Raw genomic sequence first — 19,784 nt, forward strand, 5'->3', positions numbered from 1 at the left:
ACCTCGCTCAGTCGAAAACGATGCCCTGGGCCAGGGGTAGCTGGCGCGAGTAATTGACGGTGTTGGTCTGCCGGCGCATGTAGGCCTTCCAGGCGTCGGAGCCGGATTCGCGACCGCCACCGGTTTCCTTTTCGCCACCGAAGGCGCCGCCGATTTCCGCACCGCTGGTGCCGATATTCACGTTGGCGATGCCGCAGTCGCTGCCCGAAGCACTCTGGAAGCGCTCGGCTTCGCGCACGTCGAGGGTGAAGATGCACGACGACAGGCCCTGGGGCACGTCATTGTTCAGGTGCAGGGCATCCTCGAACTCGTCGTAGCTCAGCACGTAGAGGATGGGCGCGAAGGTTTCATGGCGTACGACGTCGGTCTGGCCGGGCATCTCGACGATGGCCGGGCTGACGTAGTAGGCATCCGGGTAACGATCCTGCAACTGGCGCTCGCCGCCGAATACCGTGCCGCCTTCGTCGCGGGCGCGGGCCAGTGCGCTCTGCATGGCGTCGAAGGCCTGTTTGTCCATCAGCGGGCCGACCAGATTGTCCTGGCGCGGGTCGCCGATGCGCACCTTGCCGTAGGCCGCCTTGAGGCGGGTGACCACCTCGTCCTTGATCGAGCGGTGGGCGATCAGACGACGCAGCGTGGTGCAGCGCTGCCCGGCGGTGCCGACGGCGCTGAACAGAATGCCGCGCACGGCGAGGTCGAGATCGGCGCTGGGCGCCAGGATCATCGCGTTGTTGCCGCCCAGTTCGAGGATGCTGCGACCGAAGCGCGCTGCCACTCGCGGCCCGACCTCGCGGCCCATGCGCGTGCTGCCGGTGGCGCTGATCAGTGGCACGCGAGCATCGTCGACCAGCGCCTCGCCCGCCTCACGGTCGCCGATGATCAACTGTGCCAGGCCTTGCGGCGCGTCGCCGAACCGCTTCAGCGCCTTGTCGAACAGCGCCTGGGAGGCGAGGGCAGTCAGCGGAGTCTTTTCCGAGGGCTTCCAGATCACCGCATTACCGGCTACCAGCGCCAGGGTGGTATTCCAGGCCCAGACCGCGACCGGGAAATTGAAGGCGCTGATCACCCCGACCACACCCAGTGGGTGCCAGGTTTCACGCATATGGTGGCCGGGACGTTCGGAGGCGATGGTCAGGCCGTACAGCTGGCGCGACAGGCCGACGGCGAAGTCGCAGATGTCGATCATCTCCTGCACTTCGCCAAGGCCTTCCTGGGTGATCTTGCCGGCCTCGATGGACACCAGCTCGCCCAGCTCGGCCTTATGCTCGCGCAGCACCTCGCCGAAGATGCGCACCAGCTCGCCACGCCGGGGGGCTGGCACGTCACGCCAGGCCAGAAACGCCTGGTGGCCGGTGGCGATCTTGGCGCGCACCGCTTCGGCGCTTTCCAGGCGTACGCCGGCGATCTGGCTGCCGTCGATCGGCGTGTAAACGGCATGTTCGCCGCCCTGAAAGGTGTGTGGTTGTACACCGAGGCGTTCTAGCAGTTGACCAACCATCGTTCTCTCCTGCGTTGCAGCCTGGTGACGATCTGGCGTGCTGGGTGCCCGATCATCGGCAGGCTCTGAATAGGGGCGTCGTTTGCAGTGACTTCACGCAGTATCGACCCGAATGTTTTTTTCGAACAAACGACCTTTACGCACCACATCATTCCCTCGGAGAATGAACCATCGCTGCACGAGCTCTCGGAGTGTTCATGTCCAAACGCCTGCTTCCCACCATGGCCGCCCTGCAGTGTTTCGAGTCGGCAGCCCGGCACATGAGCTTCACCCGTGCCGCCGAGGAGCTGCACCTGACCCAGAGCGCGGTCAGCAAGCAGGTCGCGCAACTCGAGGAGATGCTCCAGCATCTGCTCTTCCATCGCATTCGCCGGCGCCTGCAACTGACCCCCGCGGGCGAGCTGTACCTGGCCGAGGTCGACAAGATCCTCACCCAGGTCGATATCTCCAGCCGCTACATCCTTTCCTACGGCGGCGAGACCGAGGTGCTGCGGGTATCCACCCAGCCCACCTTCGGGGTGCGCTGGCTGATCCCCAACCTCAAGGGGTTTTCCAGGGCGCACCCGAACATTCATCTGGATATCCGCAATGAGCTGGAGCCCTTCGATCTGGTCCAGGCCAAGGCCGACGTGGCGTTCTTCTACGGCAACGGCACCTGGCCCGGCGCGGTATGCACCGAGCTGTTCGGCGAGGACGTGATCGCGGTCTGCGCGCCGTCGATCCTGCCAACCGCAGCGTTCACCAGCGCCGGGGACCTGACCTCTCTGGTATTGCTGCAATGCGCTTCACGGCCGGAGGCCTGGCACCAGTGGTTCGACGAGCAGGGCATCGATACCGAGTACAGCTACCACGGCCCGCGTTTCGACACCTTCTATATGTGCATACGCGCTGCCCAGGACGGTTGTGGGGTGGCTCTGGTACCGCGTTTTCTGGTCGAGGACGAGCTGGCCGAAGGCAAGCTGGTGATCCCCTGGCAGCACCTGAAGGTCAGCGACGGTGCGCACTACATCGCCTGCGCCGAGCAGTCGCTGGAGTTGCCGAAGGTCCGGGCGCTGGTCGAGTGGGTGCTGGACAGGGCCGGGGTGGAAAGCGCCAAGCGCCGATGATCGTGGTGCAGCATTCCCTGACGGAATGAAAAGCTGACGAGATGTCGGTTGCCAGGCTGGGGCGGGCTGCGCAGAATCCTGATCAGGTGGCAGCCGGCCGCCGGCTCTGATTCGAGGGAGAAACCACTCACCATGCACACCTCCGCGTTCGTCAGCCCGGACAGTATCCGTGCGCAGTTTTCCCGTGCCATGTCCGATCTGTACCGGAGCGAAGTACCGCTCTACGGCAAGCTACTGGAGCTGGTGGCGCAGACCAATGCGCAGGTCATGCAGGGCCAGCCCGAGGTTGCCGAGCATCTGCGCGTTACCGGCGAGATCGAGCGGTTGGACGTGGAGCGCCACGGTGCCATTCGCCTCGGCACCGCCGATGAACTGTCGACCATTCGCCGGTTGTTCGCGGTGATGGGCATGCAGCCGGTGGGCTATTACGACCTGGCCCCGGCAGGGGTGCCGGTGCACTCGACGGCGTTTCGCGCCACCCATGAAGCGTCGCTGCAGGCCAGCCCGTTCCGGGTGTTCACTTCGCTGCTGCGTCTGGAGCTGATCGAAGATGCCGGATTGCGCGGCATGGCCGCCGAATTGCTGGCCAGGCGACGCATCTTCACCCCGCGTGCCATCGAGCTGATCGAGCAGTGCGAGGCCGCTGGCGGCCTGCTGGCTGGCGAGGCGGACGAGTTCGTCGGCGAGGCACTGGAGACGTTCCGCTGGCACACCCAGGCGACGGTCAGTGCCGAGCAGTATCGGCGGTTGCATGACCAGCATCGTCTGATCGCCGATGTGGTGGCGTTCAAGGGGCCACACATCAATCACCTGACACCGCGCACCCTGGATATCGACGCGATTCAGGCTGGCATGCCGCGCCACGGCATCACTGCCAAGGCGGTGATCGAAGGGCCGCCGCGGCGCAACTGTCCGATCCTGCTGCGCCAGACCAGCTTCAAGGCGCTGCAGGAGGCGGTGGCCTTCGTCGGCCAGGATGGCCCGCAGGGTAGCCATACCGCCCGTTTCGGCGAGATCGAACAGCGCGGCGCGGCACTGACGCCCAAAGGTCGCGAACTCTACGACCGCCTGCTCGACAGCGCCCGCGAGGCCCTGGGCGAAACGCCGAGCGAAGCCAATGCCGAGCGCTACGACGCGCTGATGGCCGAACACTTCCAGGCCTTCCCTGACGATCATGAGGCCATGCGCCGCGATGGCCTGGCCTACTTCCGCTACTTCGCCACGCCCGCAGGTATCGCCGCGGCGCAGCTGGCGGATCGCCCGCAGCAACTGGATGCCCTGATCGAAGCTGGTCATGTGCGCTTCGAGCCGCTGGTTTACGAAGACTTTCTGCCGGTCAGCGCGGCGGGGATCTTTCAGTCCAACCTCGGGGAAGGCGCGCAGACCGACTACACCGTCGACTCGAACCAGGCGGACTTCCAGGCAGCCCTGGGCGCCAGCGTGCAGGACGAACTGAGTCTGTACGCCGACACCCAGCGTCGCTCGCTACAGGCTTGCGTCAAGGCTTTGGGCCTGGACTCACTGAGCTGACACCTAAGAGCCTGTTCACGATCTTTCTGGGCATGCGTACGGGTAACTACAAGGCAAAAGCGGCCATCGATGCAGTACCTGTGGGAGCGGGCGGGGACGCCCAGTCCATGCCCGCGAAATCACGGGCATGGCCTGTTACCACAAGTGGCGGTCGGCCGTCCGCTTTCGCCACGTCGCAGTCAAAGTAGATAACGCCCGGAATGGAGATTGGGAACAGTCTCCAAGAGGCTGGACATTCTGCGCCGCTGACGCCAAGGTCGCCTCTTTGCGTAATCGAGAGCGATCCATGTTCAAACGCGGTCTGGCGTTCGTCCTTCTAGCGGTTTTCCAGGTATCCCCCGCGCTGGCCTGTGCACCCGGTGAAACCCAGGTCTGCCTGGGCGGTTGCATCTGCGTACCCGACCCGAACGGCGTGCTGGGTCCCATGCAGGAACAAGCGGGGCAGATCAGTGCGGCTGCACTGGAAAGCTGGATCCTGCGCTCGCGCGAATCGGCGGCGCGCCAGGGCACGTTGCCGATTCCGGCTGAAATCCGTCGCCAGTTGCTGCCGTTCTATGCCGCCGAATTGCTCGACGCCGTGCGCTACAAGGTAGGCGACCTCGATGAGCTGAGCGCCGCGCGCAACGTGATGCAGAACCCCGACATCAAGGCCGTCACCCTGATCGATATCATCGTGTTTCGCGATGCGCAGATGGCCGGGCAGGACGCCGCGCTGTGGGCCCACGAGCTGCTGCATGTGCAGCAGTATCGGGAGTGGGGCACCGCCGGCTTCGCCGCGCGCTACAGTCGCGATTTCAATGCGGTCGAGGCACCCGCCTATCGGCGTCAGGCGGAAATTGCACGTCTGTTGCGCGAGCGGGGCGGCAACTAGTCGCGCCTACTCGGCGCGCTTGGCTCGCAGTGCTATCACGCACAACACGCTGGCCGCCAGGTTGACGGTCACCGGGTTGAACGCATCCGCCAGCAGCGCCGGAACGAAGATCGCCACATCCACCAGCAACAGGATCAGCGCTGCCAGAGCCAACCACAGCGGCCAGCGCTGGCGACGCAGTAGCAGGATCGCCAGCCCCAGCAGGATCTCGGCGACTCCTGCCAGCGCAGCCACGGCGTGAGGCAGGCCATGGGCGTCGAGCATGCGCAGTTCGGTGGGGCTGAGAAACAGCAGCTTCGGTACCAGGCCGTGGTAGATGAAGATCACCCCCAGGGTCAGGCGCGCCAACAAGGCATCAGTCATGCAGGAAGCGCTCGCGGTCTTCGGGACGGGGCATCTGGCAATGATCGTGACGCCCGAACAGGCGGTAGCGATTACGAGCGATGGGATCGTAAGCCCAGTCGCGCACGCTCCGCGGTATGACACCTAGCACCGTCGCCCAGCGCCATGGAGCCGGCAACTGCCGAAGGATCGCCAGAATGGCGTCGCTGCGCTTCAACGCCCGATCACCCTCGACATAGAGCAGCGTGTCGAAATGGTCCAGCGGCATGCCGAACCAGGCCAGGATCGCCTGGCCTTGCGGGGATTGCACGCTGCACAGCTTGAGCTTGCCTGCACGGTCATGGCGGATCAGGAAGCGACTCCAGCCATTGCACAATTTGCATACGCCATCGAACAGCACGACCCGATCACCGGCCTGCAAATAGGGTGGGTAAGCCATGCGTAAGCTCCGTGTCGATGATGTGCCCAGAGTAGCGCAACCGCGGCCTCGGTGACCGAGGTATTGATGGGCGCGTGGCACCTGCGGCGGAAAAAAACATGTCAATTCGTCCCCCGTTCTGCGCCGGCTGGCAGCGCGTCATTATTTGCTTCGAAATCATCATGGCCGCGCACCTGGCCTCTATGCTTGATGGCAGGCGCAGCACGCGCTCGCGTCGTTTACCAAGTTCGCTCAATTAAATGCCCGAGCGGCCGATGACCTTCGACAAGATTGCTTATTGCTTATGGAGAAAGAGCATGTTCGGTAGTCGCTTGAAAAAAGAATTGCAGACCAAGGATGCCGAACTGTCATTGCTGCGGCAGCTTTATCAGGGTATCCAGACCGAGATGATCATGCTGACGGTCGATCCCGAGTATCGAATCATCGATTGCAACGCCAACTTCACCCGTTTCGTCGGCTACAGCGCCGAACAACTGGGCGGTCGGCCGATGACCGATATCGTGCCGGCCTACGTGAAGGCCTTGCCGTGCTTCAAGAACCTGCGCGAGGCGGTGCGAACCGGCAAATCGGTAAGTGATCGCTACCGTTTTCTGCGTGCCGATGGCGCGCTGGTGTGGATTCAGGCCTGCTGGCAACCGGTGCTGGACGAGAGCGGCGTGGTACGACGGGTCCAGTGTTTCGGCTCGGAAATTACCGAGAGCATGAACCGGGCACGTGAGAACGAGGATTTCATCAACGCCTTGCTGCGCTCCACCGCAGTGATCGAGTTCGACCTCGGTGGCAACGTGCTGACCGCCAACGATCAGTTCCTGCAGGCCATGGGGTATGGCCTGGAGCGTATCAAGGGCAAGCACCACAGCCTGTTCTGCGATCCTCAGGAAACCCATACTCCGCAGTACAAGCAGTTCTGGGAGCGCCTCAACCGTGGCGAGTTCGTCGCTGGCCGTTTCAAACGCATCGACAGCCACGGCCGGGTGGTCTGGCTGGAGGCGACCTACAACCCGGTACACGACACCCAGGACAAGCTCTACAAGGTGGTCAAGTTCGCCACGGTGATCACCGACCAGGTGAATCGTGAGGAAGAGGTCAACGACGCCGCCGGTATCGCCTACGGAATTTCCCAGCAGACCGACACCACCGCCCAGCGCGGCGCCCAGGTGGTCACCGACACGGTGCAGACCATGCAGCGGATTTCCGAGCAGATGACCTCCGCGTCCCAGGGTATCGAAGCGCTGGGCAAGCAGTCAGTGCTGATCAGCACCATGGTGCAGACCATCGGCAGCATCGCCCAGCAGACCAACCTGCTGGCGCTCAATGCCGCTATCGAGGCAGCGCGGGCCGGTGAGCAGGGCCGTGGTTTCGCCGTGGTCGCCGATGAAGTTCGGCAGTTGGCCAGCCGCACCAGCAACGCCACCGAGGAAATCGTCGGCGTGGTTCAGGAAAACCAGAAACTGGTGGATGCCGCCGTGCGTGACATGGCCAGCAGCCGCACCCAGGCCGAAGCGGGTCTGGAGCTTGCCAACGAGGCCGGTGACGTGATCGTCGAAATCCGCCAGGGCGCCAAGCAGGTGCTGGCTGCGGTCGAACGTTTCGCCAGCCAGTTGAAGTAGCCCGTCAACCAGGGAGTGCGCTGGAGAAAGACGGCCGCTGTGCCGCCGATGGCTATCACGACATCGGCGGCAGGCGACGCTTCACCGTGGTCTTCTTGACGATGGCGGTGTTGGTCACCGCATGGATGTTGATGCGGTCGAGTATCTCGTCCAACTGCTCCATCGAGCGAACGTGAAGCTTTGCGATGAAGCAGTCTTCCCCGGTGACCTTGTCGCATTCGGTGAACTGCGGGGTCGCCTCGATCTGCCGCTCCACCTCATGCAACTGCCCCGGCAGCGGGCGGATCCGCACGATTGCCTGTAGCTGGTAACCAAAGGCACGGGGATCGATATCCACACCATAGCCCTTCAGTACGCCTCGTTCTTCGAGCTTGCGCAGGCGCTCGGCAACGCTTGGCGATGACAGGCCGCTGATCTGTGCCAGGGCCTTGAGCGAGCGCCGGGAGTCTTCGGTCAGCGCAACGATCAGCAGATGGTCGATTTCGTCGGTCATGGTCGAACCTTAGGCTTTTTTCTCTAAGTGCCATGATAGTAAAGGCTGGATGGGGTTTCTGCCTTTCTTTCGCCATGGAGTGGCACCCGGTGCGCTTGCCATACTTTGCGCACTGCAAAAGGAGCTCCCTGATGGACAAGCAAGTGAATCGAGGCTCGCTGGAAATGATTGCTGCCATGCTCATTTCCGGCACCATCGGCTGGCTGGTCATGCTGTCTGGCCTGCCGGTGATCGACGTGGTGTTCTGGCGCTGCGTGTTCGCCGCCGTGACCTTGCTGCTGGTCTGCGCCTGCATGGGCTTGCTGCGCCCCGGCCTGCTGACCCGCGTCACCCTGTTGCTGGCGGTTGCCAGTGGCCTGGCCATCGTCGGCAACTGGCTCCTGCTGTTCGCCTCCTATTCGCGCGCCTCGATCGCCATCGGCACCGCGGTGTACAACGTACAGCCCTTCATGCTGGTCGGCCTGGCGGCGATCTTTCTCGGTGAGAAACTCACCCTGCAGAAGTTGGCATGGTTGTCGGTGTCTTTCCTGGGCATGCTCGCCATCGTCGGTGCCCATGGCAGCCAGGAGCAGGGGGGCGGCGACTATCTGCTGGGCATCGGCCTGGCGCTTGGCGCAGCGTTTCTCTATGCGATTGCAGCGTTGATCATCAAGAAGCTGACGGGCGTACCGCCGCATCTGATCGCGTTGATTCAGGTCAGCGTCGGCGTACTGGTGCTGGCGCCGCTGGTCGACCTTTCCAGCCTTGCGCATGGTGAGCAGGTCTGGTCGATTCTGATCACCCTGGGTGTGGTGCACACGGGCGGCATGTACGTGCTGCTGTACGGTGCCATTCAGAAACTGCCCACGGCGTTGACCGGTGCGCTGTCCTTCATCTACCCGGTCGCCGCGATCGCCGTCGACTGGATCGCGTTCGACCATCGACTGAGCATGCTGCAGTGGCTGGGTGTCGCGGCGATCCTGCTGGCCGCCGCGGGTATGCAGCAGGGGTGGGGGCTGCGCATTGAGGGATGGCGCCGCGTCGGCCAATAGAGCCGACGCCTCACCTCGCTCAGTGCGGTCCGCGCTGGCGTGCGGTCTTCATCAGGTCTTCCGGGGTGATGTGGCCGACCACCTGAGCCGCGGCGCTGCCGGGTAGTGGCAGGTCGAGGATATGGCCCTTCATCTTGCCTATCACGTGCATCTCGCAAGGCTTGCAGTCGAATTTCAGGGTCAGCACTTCATCGCCGTGTACCAGTTGCATCGGTGCGACCTTGGTCTTCACGCCGGTGACGCCCTTGGCCTGTTTCGGGCACAGGTTGAAGGAGAAGCGCAGGCAGTGCTTGGTGATCATCACCGGCACTTCACCCAGTTCCTCGTGGGCCTCGTAGGCTGCGTCGATCAACTGCACGCCGTGGCGATGGTAGAACTCGCGAGCCTTGTGGTTGTAGACGTTGGCCAGGAACGACAGGTGCGACTCCGGGTAAACCGGAGGCGGTGTGCTTTCGGCCTTGCGCCCGCCCCGCGGGTGGGCGGCGATGCGGGCTTCGGTCAGCGCGTCGATGGCCTCGCGGCGCAGGCTCTTGAGCTGCGAGTTCGGTACGAAGAACGCCTGGGGCGCATCCAGTTCGACGCCTTGGGCATGGTAGATGGTGGTGCCCAGTTGGGTGAGCAGATCACGCAGCCCTTCGAGGGCCTGCTCCGGTTTGTTGGCCGCACCAAACGGGCCGTCCAGGCTGGCAGAGGCGCTCAGGCCTTCCTCGCTGGTTGCGGTCAGGGTCAGGCGTTCTTCGCGCAGTTCTGCTTTCCACTGGATACCGATGCGGCGCTCTGCGGAGGTCTTGAGCAGTGCCTGCTGCCAGTTGTGGTCGAGGTTACGGCTCAGTGGATGGTTGGGGCGCAGGCGGAACATGCCCGCCGGCATCTCGTTGGGCTCGACGCGATAGCGCCAGCGCTTCTCGCCGTCTTCTTCGAACTCTTCTTTCAACTCGGCAATATTGGTGCGAAAGCCCACCACTTCGCGTTTGACCAGCACATTGAGGCCGTCACCGTTGGACAGCGGTTCAAAGGTAACGGCGATCAGGTCGCGCTTGTTCACTTTCTCGACGTGGCCAACGGAAAGCCCGGTGAAGGTCGGCGAATCGAAGGCGCCGATATCGACCTTGCGGTCGGTGACGAAGTAGTCGGTGCTGCCGCGGTGGAAGGTCTTGTCCGGGTCGGGCAGGAAGAAATGCGCCGTGCGGCCGCTCGAGGCACGGGCGAGATCCGGGCGGTCTTCGAGGATGTCGTCGAGACGCTGGCGGTAGTAGGCAGTGATGTTCTTCACGTAGCCCATGTCCTTGTAGCGGCCTTCGATCTTGAACGAACGCACGCCAGCTTCGACCAGCGCGCGCAGGTTGGCGCTCTGGTTGTTGTCCTTCATCGACAGCAGATGCTTCTCGAAGGCTACCACGCGACCCTGATCGTCCTTCAGGGTGTAGGGCAGGCGACAGGCCTGGGAGCAGTCGCCGCGGTTGGCGCTGCGGCCGTTCTGGGCGTGGGAAATGTTGCACTGCCCGGAGAAGGCCACGCACAGCGCGCCATGGATGAAGAATTCGATGGCTGCATCGGTTTCATCGGCGATGGCGCGGATTTCCTGCAGGTTCAGCTCGCGGGCCAGGACCAGTTGCGAGAAACCGGCCTGATCGAGGAACTTGGCCCTGCCCAGGGTACGGATGTCCGTCTGCGTGCTGGCGTGCAGCTCGATCGGCGGAATGTCCAGATCCAGCACGCCCAGGTCCTGCACGATCAATGCATCCACGCCCGCGTCGTAGAGCTGGTGGATCAGCGTGCGTGCTGGCTCCAGCTCATCGTCATGCAGGATGGTGTTGATGGTGGTGAACACCCGGGCGTGATAGCGGCGGGCGAACTCCACGAGCCCGGCGATATCGCTGACCTCGTTGCACGCGTTGTGCCGCGCGCCGAAGCTCGGGCCGCCGATGTAGATGGCGTCGGCGCCATGCAGGATGGCCTCGCGGGCGATGCTGACATCACGGGCAGGGCTGAGCAGTTCCAGGTGGTTCTTGGGCAAGGACATGTTTTTTCTTTATAGGGCTGAGCACGGTCGAGGTGCGCATTGTACCGGCCTGCGGGGCGGAGGGCACCCCGAGCCGCCGGTTGGTTGCCTGTAGCCGGCGGCCAGCCCTGCCAGCAGGCGCCGAGCCTGCACAACTCTGCCGCCCTCGCAAGTCGTTCAGGTGCCGTCCTGCCCTGGAAAGCTAGGAGCACTATGGCCGGAAACGATAATCCACCGGTACGAAGGCATAGCCCTGGCCGTCCTGGCGTAGATGGCCGATGCCGGGATAAGGCAGGTGAGCAGCGGCAATGCGCTCGCGCTGTGCGACGAAGGCATCGAAGCGGTTCTTGCGCTGGGCGGAGGCACTCGGTTGGTCGAGGTCGAAATCGATGGTGACCTTAGGGTTGGGCATCTGCACGGCATAGACATGCACCAGGTCGCCGATAAAGGTGATGCTGTCTTCCCCATTCTTCAGGCGGAAGTTGCTGTGCCCAGGCGTATGGCCTGGAGCCGGGATCGTGGTGATTCCTGGCAGCACTTCACTGCTGCCCTCGAAGGTTTTCACCTGACCCGATGCCAGGTAGGGCGAGATGCTGTCGCTGGCGATCTTGAAGTAGGACTTGTCATAACCGGGTACGCCGTTTTGGCGGTCGGCGGCCAGGAAATAGTCGATATCGCTCTTGGCCACATGCACCACGGCATTGGGGAACACGATCTGCCCGCCCTGAACTAGGCCACCGCTGTGGTCGCTGTGCAGGTGGGTGATGAGAATGTCATCGATCTGCTCCGGCTTCACGCCGATCCGCGAGAGGCTGCCTAGCAGCTTGCCGCCGGTGTGGGCGCCGAAAAGAGTGCCTGCGCCAGTATCGACGAGCACCAGACGCTTGCCAGTGTCGATCAGAAAGGCGTTGATCGAGGTTTCCACCGGATTGGTCTGGAAGCCGCGCGCGAGCAGTTTGTCGATCTGCTCGGTGGACAGTCCCTTGAGCAGCGCATGGCTGTCCACCGGAACCGAACCGTCGCTCAGTGCCGTGACCTGCAGCTCACCGACATTGAAGCGGTAGTAACCGGCCTGGGTGGCCTGCTCGGTTGTTGCGCTCGCTGCCAGCGCCGGTTGTGCAGCATGGGCGGGGAGCGCGCCGGCAGTGGCAAGGGTCAGGGCGCTGAGGAGGAGGGCGAGGGGCGTGCGAGACATGAATGCTCCGTTGTCGATTGGTTCGCTCGGGCTCGATCAGGTATCGGTATTAAGGATGCCTGTAAGCCAATATAGGTTGTTTTCTCTGGTGCTGCTAAGCTAACGCCGCCAGGCTCAGGGGTGTGAGTGGGCAGATTCCATACGAGGTATTGGTGATTTGGATATCAGACGCTCTGAGCTTCCCCTGTTGATCTCGCTTGACGTGCTGCTGGAAGAGCAGAATGTCACCCGCGCCGCCCGGCGTCTGAATATCAGCCAGTCGACCCTGTCCGGGCAGCTTTCGCGGCTGCGTATGTTGTTCGGCGATGCACTGCTGATGCCATCCAGCAACGGGCGCGGTATGGTGCCGACCCCGCGAGCGCTGGAGCTGCGCGGGCCGCTTGGCCAGGCGCTGGCAGGCCTGCGTGAGGCGGTGGTGAGCGACAGCGAGTTCGTCCCCGCAACCTCGCGGCGAACCTTCGTCATCGCTGCCAACGACAACGTATTCACCATCGCCGGGCTCTCGGTAATGGCTCAGGCCGCAGCGTTGCAAAACCCGGGACTGCGCATTGCCTCGATACCGGCGAGCGAAGAAGGTTTGGTCGAGCGCATGGCGCGCGGTGAAGTCGATCTGTTTCTCGGTGATGCGGCCAGGATTCCGGATGTATTGAAGATTCGCTTCCTCAAGAGCGATCACTTCCTGATGGCCCAGCGCATTGGCCACCCGCGTGGCAAGGTGGTGCCGACCCTGGCTGAGTACTGCCAGCTGCAGCATGTGATCGTGTCGCAACGGGCGCATTTTCATACCGCCATCGACGATGTTCTAGCGGATCTGGGGCGTGTACGCCACGTCGCCATGGCCGTGCCCAGCTACAACCAGGTCGCCTTGGTACTGGCGCACAGTGATCAGGTGGCAACCATGCCAAGCCGCTTGCTGGCTCGTTACGATTCCCTGCTCGAAGTGGTCGACCTGCCATTCGATATTCCTCAGTTCCAGTTTTCGATGGCCTGGCACCCGAGGGCGCACCATGATCCGGGGTCGATCTGGCTGCGTGAGCGCTTCATCGAAGCCATCACGGCAGGGCATTGATCGGCACAATTGCCGGCAAGGCTTTTGGGCGATGGCTAACTGTGGGACATTAGCGGCCTTTTTTGCCGGGGAGCGTTTTCGATGGATAACAAGGGGCTCGAAAAGCTCGACCAGTTGCTGCTCAAGTACGGCAACGATGATTCCGTTCTGTCCGCCAGCGAGCTGGATGGTTTCTTTGCCGGGATCGTCTCCGGGCCGCGGCAGATCGACCCGGGTGTCTGGTATCCGGCCATCTGGGCCGACAAACTGCCCCGCTGGCCAAGCGACAAGGAGGCGGAAACCTTCAGGAAGCTGGCCATCGAACTGATGAGCGAAGCGGCTTACATGCTTGGCGAAGAGCCGGACGATTACGAGGCGATCTTCCTGGCCGACAACAACGGCAAGGGTGAAAAGCTCATCGTTTCTGAGTGGTGTGCGGGTTACCTGCATGGCGCGAATACTGCCGGTTGGCTGGATGACGGGTTGCCCGAGGCGCTGGAAGCCTCGTTGGCGGTAATCATTCTGCACGGTGCAGAGAGCGGCTCGGAAGCGCTCAATGCCATGTCAGACTATGAGTACGATGCCTCCGTCGCCACCCTCGAACCAGCTGCGGTGGCGATCTACGCCTACTGGCAGGAACATCTCGAACCGTTGCTGCCGGTACGTCGGGACGAAACCAAGGTTGGCCGTAACGACCCATGCACCTGCGGCAGCGGCAAGAAATACAAGCAATGCTGCATGTAGTGAGCTCGCCCCGGGCATCATCTGCATAGGCGCCGGCTTGCCGGCGATTGGTAAGCAAACCGGCAGTTTGCCGAATGGCCGCAATCGATTCGCCCCGGGGGCGGGGCTCCTACCGAGTTGATGACCCAGGAGCCGCGACCCCGCGGCGAATGGCGGCGTCACTGTCGATTCTGCTGGATGACCACTAACGCATCGCCCGCAAGCGGGCTCCTACACGGGCAGCGCGGATGCGGCGATGTTATCGGGGTACCGGACCGTAGGAGCCGGCTTGCCGGCGATTGGTAAGCGAACCGGCAGATTGCCTGACGGCCGCAATCGATTCGCCCCGGGGGCGGGGCTCCTACCGAGTTGATGATCCACTGGGCCTCGTAGGAACCGCGACCCCGCGGCGAATGGCGGCGTCACTGCCGATTCTGCTGGATGACCACTAACGCATCGCCCGCAAGCGGGCTCCTACACGGGCAGCGCGGATGCGGCGATGTTATCGGGGTACCCGACCGTAGGAGCCGGCTTGCCGGCGATTGGTAAGCAAACCGGCAGTTTGCCGAATGGCTGCAATCGATTCGCCCCGGGGGCCGGGCTCCTACCGGGTTGATGACTCACTCGGCCTCGTAGGAACCGCGACCCGGCGGCGAATGGCGGCGTCACTGCCGATTCTGCTGGATGGCCACCCACGCATCGCCCGCAAGCGGGCTCCTACACGGGCAACGCGGATGCGGCGATGTTATCGAGGTACCCGACCGTAGGAGCCGGCTTGCCGGCGATTGGTAAGCGAACCGGCAGTTTGCCTGACGGCCGCAATCGATTCGCCCCGAGGTCGGGGCTCCTGCCGAGTTGATAACCCACTGGGCTTCGTAGGAACCGCGACCCCGCGGCGAATGGCGGCGTCACTGCCGATTCTGCTGGATGGCCACCCACGCATCGCCCGCAAGCGGGCTCCTACACGGGCAACGCGGATGCGGCGATGTTATCGGGGTACCCGACCGTAGGAGCCGGCTTGAACTGGCTTAATAAATCTGGACACCTCAATCGGGCGCTATGATGGCGTCCACAACAGGGGGTGTTTTGTTATGCGTAACTCCTACTCGAACGATTTCAAGATCAAGGCGGCCAGCATGGTGCTGGACGAAGGGCAATCAGTGCCCCAGGTCTGCGCCAATCTGGATATCGGGCCCACCGCACTTCGCCGCTGGGTCAGTCAGTTGCGCCAGGAGCGTGAAGGCATCACGCCGGTTGGAGCCAAGGCGATAACCTCTGATCAGCGAGAAATTCAGCGGTTACATGCCTTGCTCAAGCAAAAAGACCGGGACATCGAAATCCTAAAAAAGGCCAGTGCTCTCCTGCTTGCGGACGCCAAGGAACCTTCGCGTTAATCGAAAAGCTGGGCGAGCAGTACGACATCAATGAATGTTGCCGTGTACTGGCCGTCAGTCGCAGCGGCTTTTACAACTGGCGTCAACGCAAAGGCCGACCTTGCCCTGAGCGCGAGCAGCTCAAGGCCAAGCTGGTCAGGCATCACCGAGCCACGAGAGGATCGGCTGGTGCTCGCACGTTGGCCAAGTTGCTGCAGGCCGACGGCCACCGGGTGGGCCGTTTCAAGGCGAGTGGACTGATGCTTGAAGCCGGTATCGCCAGTCGGCAACGTCGCCGGCACAAGTACAAGTCCTCAGGAGTAGAGGCGTTAACGGCACCGCATGTCCTCAAGCGCCGGTTCGATGTAAAGACTCCTGACACGGTGTGGTGTGGGGATGTCACCTACATCAAGATTGGGAAACGGTGGCTTTACATGGCGGTGGTTCTAGACCTGTTTGCCCGGCGTGTCGTGGGCTGGTCGTTCTCGTTGATTTCGGATGCGGCGTTAGCCTGCGAGGCGTTGCGAATGGCCATTGAACTGCGGGGGCACCCGACAAATGTGCTGTTCCACTCCGATCAAGGCTGCCAGTACACCAGCCATCGATTCAGGGATGAGCTGAGCCGGCATGGTCTTCAGCAGAGCATGAGTCGCAAAGGCGAGTGTTGGGACAATGCTCCAATGGAACGTTTCTTTGGCAGCCTGAAGTCGGAATGGGTGCCCGATGGAGGTTATGAAACAGAGCATGAGGCCCGGGTGGATGTGCAGATTTACATCACGCGCTACAACACCATCAGGCCTCACAGTTATAACGGCTACCGATCACCCGTGGCTGCAGAGAAGCTGGCGGCCTAAACCATAAACGGTGTCCAGAATTACTTGACCAGTTCAGCTTGCCGGCGATTGGTAAGCGAACCGGCAGTTTGCCTGACGGCCGCAATCGATTCGCCCCGAGGTCGGGGCTCCTGCCGAGTTGATAACCCACTGGGCTTCGTAGGAACCGCGACCCCGCGGCGAATGGCGGCGTCACTGCCGATTCTGCTGGATGGCCACCCACGCATCGCCCGCAAGCGGGCTCCTACACGGGCAACGCGGATGCGGCGATGTTATCGGGGTACCCGACCGTAGGAGCCGGCTTGCCGGCTAATGGCGGCGTCACTGCCGATTCTGATAGATGGCCACTAACGCATCGCCCGCAAGCGGGCTCCTACACGGGCAGCGCGGATGCGGCGATGTTATCGGGATACCGGACCGTAGGAGCCGGCTTGCCGGCGATTGGTAAGCGAACCGGCAGTTTGCCTGACGGCCGCAATCGATTCGCCCCGAGGTCGGGGCTCCTGCCGAGTTGATAACCCACTGGGCTTCGTAGGAACCGCGACCCCGCGGCGAATGGTGGCGTCACTGCCGATTCTGCTGGATGGTCACTAACGCATCGCCCGCAAGCGGGCTCCTACACTGGCAGCGCGGATGCGGCGATGTTATCGGGGTACCGGACCGTAGGAGCCGGCTTGCCGGCGAATGGTGGCGTCACTGCCGATTCTGCTGGATTGTCACTAACGTATCGCCCGCAAGCGGGCTCCTACACGGGCAACGCGGATGCGGCGATGTGTTGCGATATGGCCGCGATCGTATTGCCCGCAAATGCGCGCCTACGCGAGCAGCTCTCCGAACGCCTTGTCGGCTTCCAGTACGGCTGGCAAGGCGTCGAACAGCTTGCCCAGATCCACCTCTTCGAACAGCGGGCCTTCCAGATCCTGGCGGGCTTCGTCCGTCAGGCCGTGGGCTTCGAGGCTTTCCTCGACGTGAATGGCCTGCGCGACCAGGCGCGCGTACTGGCTGCCGTCCGGTGCCTGGGCGGGTTTGCCCTGGTAGGCGATGGCGTTCTGGATCAGGGCCGGCAACTGCCAGCGGCGTGCCAGCTCGGCGCCGACTTCCGGGTAGCCGAAGCCCAGTTGCAACGTTTCCTCGGCAGCCTGGGCAGCGGCTTCGCGGTGCGGGTGACGGTTCAGGCGGCGGGCGAAGTCCGGCGCACCGCTCTGGATCAGCAGCTCGCCGATGTTGTGCATCATCCCGCAGGTGAAGGCCGCATCGGCGTCGAGCTTGAGCTGCTTGGCCAGCGTGCGGGCGATGCTGGCGACGCGGAAGCTGCGGATCCAGAAACTCTTCAGGTCGAATCCCGTGTCGACCTTGAAGGCGCCGGTCATGGCCGAAGCCAGCACCAGGGTGCGCAGCGTGTTGAAGCCCAGGCGCATGGCCGCATCTTCCACGCTGTTGGCCTCCCGCGAGCCACGAAAGCGCGCCGAGTTGGCCAGGCGCAGCACCTTGGCGGCGATCACCGGGTCACGCTCGATATTGCGCGCCACGCTTTCCAGGCTGGTGGCGGGGTTGTCGAATTGCTGGATCAGATCCTGGGCGACCTTGGGAACGCTGGGCAGGCTGTGCAGTTCGGCGAAGAGACTGGTGATATCCATATGATGCTCCTGGGCAGATTCCGGGGGACGATATGGAGTTTCAGCATAGTCGCGCTAGCGGCCGCTGCCAGGCGCAGATCCGCCTTTTTCGCAACAGGGCGGGGCCGCACAGGCTGAAAAACGCACGTGTTTTCAAGACGTAGCCTGGTGTCCGGCGCAAACTTGCAGCTCATCGGCAACCACCTGATTTCGCCCCGCACGCTTCGCCGCATAGGTGCGCCGATCCGCTGCGTTCATCAGTTCGTCCAGGCGGTCGCCATCCGCACCGAGGCTGGCTACGCCGGCGCTGAGGGTCATCTGCAAAGGCGCGTCATTGAGTTCCATCGGGGTGCTGGCCAGGCGTTCACGCAGTTCTTCGGCAATCACCGCAGCCTGCTGTGCACTGGTATTGGGTAACAGCGCCGCGAACTCTTCGCCGCCCAGGCGGCAGAGCAGGTCGGTGGCGCGCAGCCGCTGCGATAGCACGGCGGCGAAGTGCTGGAGCGCCTGATCACCGGCCTCGTGGCCGAAGCGGTCATTGATCTGCTTGAAGTGGTCGATGTCCAGGTACACCAGAGCCAGCGGGGTGTGGTTGCGATGGGCATGGTTGCGCTCGCGATGAAACACTTCGGCGAGTTTCGAGCGGTTGGCCAGGCCGGTGAGGTTATCGGTGCTGATCAGCTCGATCAGCCGCCTCTCGGTGATTGCCCGGGTCTGTTCGTAAGTGTGGGAAAAGATGGTGATGGCAAGCGTTGCCAGGCCGATGTCGAGCAGGAAGCCCATATTGTCCATCGGGTCCTTGTCGGCGTAATGCAGGGTGTACAGGTACAGCCCCAGGCTCACGAACACCAGCGAACCTATCAGCCCCAGGCGCAGGCCGAGCAGCAGGTAGAGAATGATGGGGATGGTCTGGATCCAGGCGAAGATGCCCACCGACGTATGCGGGTTGGCCAGGGTGAACATCATCACCGTCAGAAACGGGACCAGATAGATGATGGTCAATGCTCGCAGGCGCTGGGTGCGGTCGATGATCAGCAGCATGTACAACGACACCAGCGTGTAGGCCAGCTCCATGCCTGCCAGCAGCCATAGCCCACGGGTTGCGTTGAAAATCGAGAACAGCACGCCGAAGCACATCGTTACCCACAGCAGTGCCTTGAGCATGACGCGTCGCGTTTGGTCACTGTGGTCGAGCGGTTTGGGCATCTATGAGTTCTGCAGACGATCATGGGTAACAAGCGTAGCGGCGCGTTCTGACTATTGCAGCCCTTGCCAGCTCACGCAGCAGATTGCAGACGATTTTGCACGAAGAAGGCATCGTGCCACTAGGGGTGCTTCGCCAACTGCTGGCGCAGCACGGGACGCATATCCAGCGAGGCCGTGCAGCCATGCTCGAAGGCCGCCTCCAGCCATTCGAGGTTGCGTTCGATGGCCTCACGGCTTTCCGGAGCCCGGCTGTTGCCGAGGATGTATTCGGCCTCGGCGCGAAACTGCTCATGACTCAACGTATTGACCTGAGCCGGATCGACGGCGAAGCACTGGCTGGCTCTCATCGGCAGCGGGTAATAGGCCATGGCGGGATCTTCCTGCAACAGTGACCGCTCGACAGCATCGATCACTGCCAGATGTTCAGGGCTGTTGAACTCGAAACGCTTGTAGGCGGTGTCGCACGCCTGAGCGTTCAGCACGGCTGCGGCCACGAAGCCCGTTCTGGCCAAGGCATCCAGCGAAGCGCAGCCCTGGCGTCGGTCCTCCAGTGCCACGAGGGGATCCTGTGACCGCCTCTTCAGGCGCTCCTGCGCCTGAAACAGCCTGGCAGCCGGGTGGCCGAGCTGCGCAGCGCGATCGATATTGGTGCCGAAGTCATCGAGGTGGCGGTCGAGCTCCTCGGTGTCACCGCTCTGTTCGTTGATCGAGCGTTGCAGCTGGTTCAGCGCCTCCATCCCCTGTTCGTAAAAGGCCTCGGCTCTGGTAGTTGCCGCCGCGCTGGTGAGGCTGAACAGGGAAATGCCCAGCGCAAGGAGGCAAGCCAATGAAGAGTTGTGCATGTGAACCTGATGACGAAACCTTGATG

General features: G+C 62.8%; 18 protein-coding genes. 9 read left to right on the top strand and 9 right to left on the bottom strand.

Annotated features, from left to right (window positions below; all coding sequences use genetic code 11):
- Positions 1-7: 7 nt before the first annotated feature.
- Positions 8-1,498: an L-piperidine-6-carboxylate dehydrogenase gene (amaB, locus tag FHR27_RS03210; RefSeq protein ID WP_179537765.1), complete on the bottom strand. Its 1,491-nt coding sequence runs from the start codon at positions 1,496-1,498 to the stop codon at positions 8-10.
- A 197-nt stretch (positions 1,499-1,695) separates the two neighbouring features.
- On the opposite strand from amaB, the gene FHR27_RS03215 reads away from it, so the two are divergent.
- The 3 genes from FHR27_RS03215 (at position 1,696) to FHR27_RS03225 (ending at position 5,005) form a co-directional block, all read left to right on the top strand.
- Entirely contained in the window at positions 1,696-2,604 is a 909-nt protein-coding gene (locus FHR27_RS03215) for a LysR substrate-binding domain-containing protein (RefSeq protein ID WP_042552887.1), read from the top strand.
- Positions 2,605-2,736: 132 nt separating this feature from the next.
- Entirely contained in the window at positions 2,737-4,134 is a 1,398-nt protein-coding gene (hglS, locus tag FHR27_RS03220; RefSeq protein WP_179537766.1) for a 2-oxoadipate dioxygenase/decarboxylase HglS, read from the top strand.
- A 286-nt stretch (positions 4,135-4,420) separates the two neighbouring features.
- A complete protein-coding gene (locus tag FHR27_RS03225; protein WP_042552745.1) occupies positions 4,421-5,005 on the top strand; it encodes an eCIS core domain-containing protein in 585 nt (194 codons plus the stop codon).
- A gap of 6 nt (positions 5,006-5,011) precedes the next feature.
- On the opposite strand, the gene FHR27_RS03230 is transcribed toward FHR27_RS03225, so the two are convergent.
- Positions 5,012-5,368 carry a DoxX-like family protein gene (locus FHR27_RS03230; RefSeq protein WP_042552746.1) on the bottom strand — a complete coding sequence of 119 codons (357 nt, stop codon included), beginning with the start codon at positions 5,366-5,368 and terminating at the stop codon, positions 5,012-5,014.
- The gene (locus FHR27_RS03235; protein ID WP_042552747.1) at positions 5,361-5,786 is read right to left on the bottom strand and encodes a thiol-disulfide oxidoreductase DCC family protein; all 426 of its coding nucleotides are present in this window, start codon (positions 5,784-5,786) and stop codon (positions 5,361-5,363) included. The genes FHR27_RS03230 and FHR27_RS03235 overlap by 8 nt, the downstream gene beginning before the upstream one ends.
- Positions 5,787-6,082: 296 nt before the next feature.
- Between FHR27_RS03235 and FHR27_RS27415 the strand changes: the two genes are divergently transcribed.
- Positions 6,083-7,396: a methyl-accepting chemotaxis protein gene (locus FHR27_RS27415; RefSeq protein WP_042552748.1), complete on the top strand. Its 1,314-nt coding sequence runs from the start codon at positions 6,083-6,085 to the stop codon at positions 7,394-7,396.
- Positions 7,397-7,451: 55 nt separating this feature from the next.
- Here FHR27_RS27415 and FHR27_RS03250 read toward each other — a convergent pair whose 3' ends face one another.
- Complete coding sequence (locus FHR27_RS03250) at positions 7,452-7,889, bottom strand: Lrp/AsnC family transcriptional regulator (protein WP_042552749.1); 438 nt, start codon at positions 7,887-7,889, stop codon at positions 7,452-7,454.
- A 131-nt stretch (positions 7,890-8,020) separates the two neighbouring features.
- Between FHR27_RS03250 and FHR27_RS03255 the strand changes: the two genes are divergently transcribed.
- Entirely contained in the window at positions 8,021-8,920 is a 900-nt protein-coding gene (locus FHR27_RS03255; protein ID WP_179537768.1) for a DMT family transporter, read from the top strand.
- A 19-nt stretch (positions 8,921-8,939) separates the two neighbouring features.
- Here the strand turns inward: FHR27_RS03255 and FHR27_RS03260 are convergent, their stop codons facing one another.
- On the bottom strand, positions 8,940-10,943 hold the full coding sequence (locus tag FHR27_RS03260; protein WP_179537769.1) for a peptidase U32 family protein: 2,004 nt from the start codon (positions 10,941-10,943) through the stop codon (positions 8,940-8,942).
- A gap of 190 nt (positions 10,944-11,133) precedes the next feature.
- Positions 11,134-12,117: an MBL fold metallo-hydrolase gene (locus FHR27_RS03265; RefSeq protein WP_179537770.1), complete on the bottom strand. Its 984-nt coding sequence runs from the start codon at positions 12,115-12,117 to the stop codon at positions 11,134-11,136.
- Positions 12,118-12,304: 187 nt separating this feature from the next.
- On the opposite strand from FHR27_RS03265, the gene FHR27_RS03270 reads away from it, so the two are divergent.
- From FHR27_RS03270 to FHR27_RS03280, 4 genes are all read left to right on the top strand, one after another.
- A complete protein-coding gene (locus tag FHR27_RS03270) occupies positions 12,305-13,186 on the top strand; it encodes a LysR family transcriptional regulator (protein ID WP_197076963.1) in 882 nt (293 codons plus the stop codon).
- Between the two features lie 81 nt (positions 13,187-13,267).
- Positions 13,268-13,909 (top strand): UPF0149 family protein, encoded by a 642-nt coding sequence (locus FHR27_RS03275; RefSeq protein WP_179537771.1) that lies wholly within the window; start codon positions 13,268-13,270, stop codon positions 13,907-13,909.
- A gap of 1,070 nt (positions 13,910-14,979) precedes the next feature.
- Positions 14,980-15,282, top strand: a complete 303-nt coding sequence (locus FHR27_RS26805) for a transposase (RefSeq protein WP_257026799.1) — start codon at positions 14,980-14,982, stop codon at positions 15,280-15,282.
- A gap of 26 nt (positions 15,283-15,308) precedes the next feature.
- Complete coding sequence (locus FHR27_RS03280) at positions 15,309-16,115, top strand: IS3 family transposase (RefSeq protein WP_264650106.1); 807 nt, start codon at positions 15,309-15,311, stop codon at positions 16,113-16,115.
- Between the two features lie 794 nt (positions 16,116-16,909).
- Here the strand turns inward: FHR27_RS03280 and FHR27_RS03285 are convergent.
- The 3 genes from FHR27_RS03285 to FHR27_RS03295 all read right to left on the bottom strand — a co-directional run bounded on the left by FHR27_RS03285 (position 16,910) and on the right by FHR27_RS03295 (position 19,758).
- Complete coding sequence (locus FHR27_RS03285) at positions 16,910-17,731, bottom strand: HDOD domain-containing protein (protein WP_042552756.1); 822 nt, start codon at positions 17,729-17,731, stop codon at positions 16,910-16,912.
- A 132-nt stretch (positions 17,732-17,863) separates the two neighbouring features.
- Positions 17,864-18,916: a GGDEF domain-containing protein gene (locus tag FHR27_RS03290; RefSeq protein WP_179537772.1), complete on the bottom strand. Its 1,053-nt coding sequence runs from the start codon at positions 18,914-18,916 to the stop codon at positions 17,864-17,866.
- Positions 18,917-19,035: 119 nt separating this feature from the next.
- A complete protein-coding gene (locus FHR27_RS03295) occupies positions 19,036-19,758 on the bottom strand; it encodes a hypothetical protein (protein ID WP_156152665.1) in 723 nt (240 codons plus the stop codon).
- Between the last annotated feature and the right edge of the window lie 26 nt (positions 19,759-19,784).

Source organism: Pseudomonas flavescens (assembly GCF_013408425.1).
GTDB classification, from domain to species: domain Bacteria; phylum Pseudomonadota; class Gammaproteobacteria; order Pseudomonadales; family Pseudomonadaceae; genus Aquipseudomonas; species Aquipseudomonas fulva_A.

Excerpts from the sequence above, each read along its gene's own strand:
- FHR27_RS03260 (WP_179537769.1), bottom strand. The coding sequence starts at position 10,943 with ATGTCCTTGCCCAAGAACCACCTGGAACTGCTCAGCCCTGCCCGTGAT.
- amaB (WP_179537765.1), bottom strand. The coding sequence starts at position 1,498 with ATGGTTGGTCAACTGCTAGAACGCCTCGGTGTACAACCACACACCTTT.
- FHR27_RS03285 (WP_042552756.1), bottom strand. The coding sequence starts at position 17,731 with ATGGATATCACCAGTCTCTTCGCCGAACTGCACAGCCTGCCCAGCGTT.
- FHR27_RS03255 (WP_179537768.1), top strand. The coding sequence starts at position 8,021 with ATGGACAAGCAAGTGAATCGAGGCTCGCTGGAAATGATTGCTGCCATG.
- FHR27_RS03215 (WP_042552887.1), top strand. The coding sequence starts at position 1,696 with ATGTCCAAACGCCTGCTTCCCACCATGGCCGCCCTGCAGTGTTTCGAG.
- FHR27_RS03250 (WP_042552749.1), bottom strand. The coding sequence starts at position 7,889 with ATGACCGACGAAATCGACCATCTGCTGATCGTTGCGCTGACCGAAGAC.
- FHR27_RS03265 (WP_179537770.1), bottom strand. The coding sequence starts at position 12,117 with ATGTCTCGCACGCCCCTCGCCCTCCTCCTCAGCGCCCTGACCCTTGCC.
- FHR27_RS03235 (WP_042552747.1), bottom strand. The coding sequence starts at position 5,786 with ATGGCTTACCCACCCTATTTGCAGGCCGGTGATCGGGTCGTGCTGTTC.
- FHR27_RS27415 (WP_042552748.1), top strand. The coding sequence starts at position 6,083 with ATGTTCGGTAGTCGCTTGAAAAAAGAATTGCAGACCAAGGATGCCGAA.
- FHR27_RS03230 (WP_042552746.1), bottom strand. The coding sequence starts at position 5,368 with ATGACTGATGCCTTGTTGGCGCGCCTGACCCTGGGGGTGATCTTCATC.
- hglS (WP_179537766.1), top strand. The coding sequence starts at position 2,737 with ATGCACACCTCCGCGTTCGTCAGCCCGGACAGTATCCGTGCGCAGTTT.
- FHR27_RS03275 (WP_179537771.1), top strand. The coding sequence starts at position 13,268 with ATGGATAACAAGGGGCTCGAAAAGCTCGACCAGTTGCTGCTCAAGTAC.
- FHR27_RS03290 (WP_179537772.1), bottom strand. The coding sequence starts at position 18,916 with ATGCCCAAACCGCTCGACCACAGTGACCAAACGCGACGCGTCATGCTC.
- FHR27_RS03225 (WP_042552745.1), top strand. The coding sequence starts at position 4,421 with ATGTTCAAACGCGGTCTGGCGTTCGTCCTTCTAGCGGTTTTCCAGGTA.
- FHR27_RS03295 (WP_156152665.1), bottom strand. The coding sequence starts at position 19,758 with ATGCACAACTCTTCATTGGCTTGCCTCCTTGCGCTGGGCATTTCCCTG.
- FHR27_RS26805 (WP_257026799.1), top strand. The coding sequence starts at position 14,980 with ATGCGTAACTCCTACTCGAACGATTTCAAGATCAAGGCGGCCAGCATG.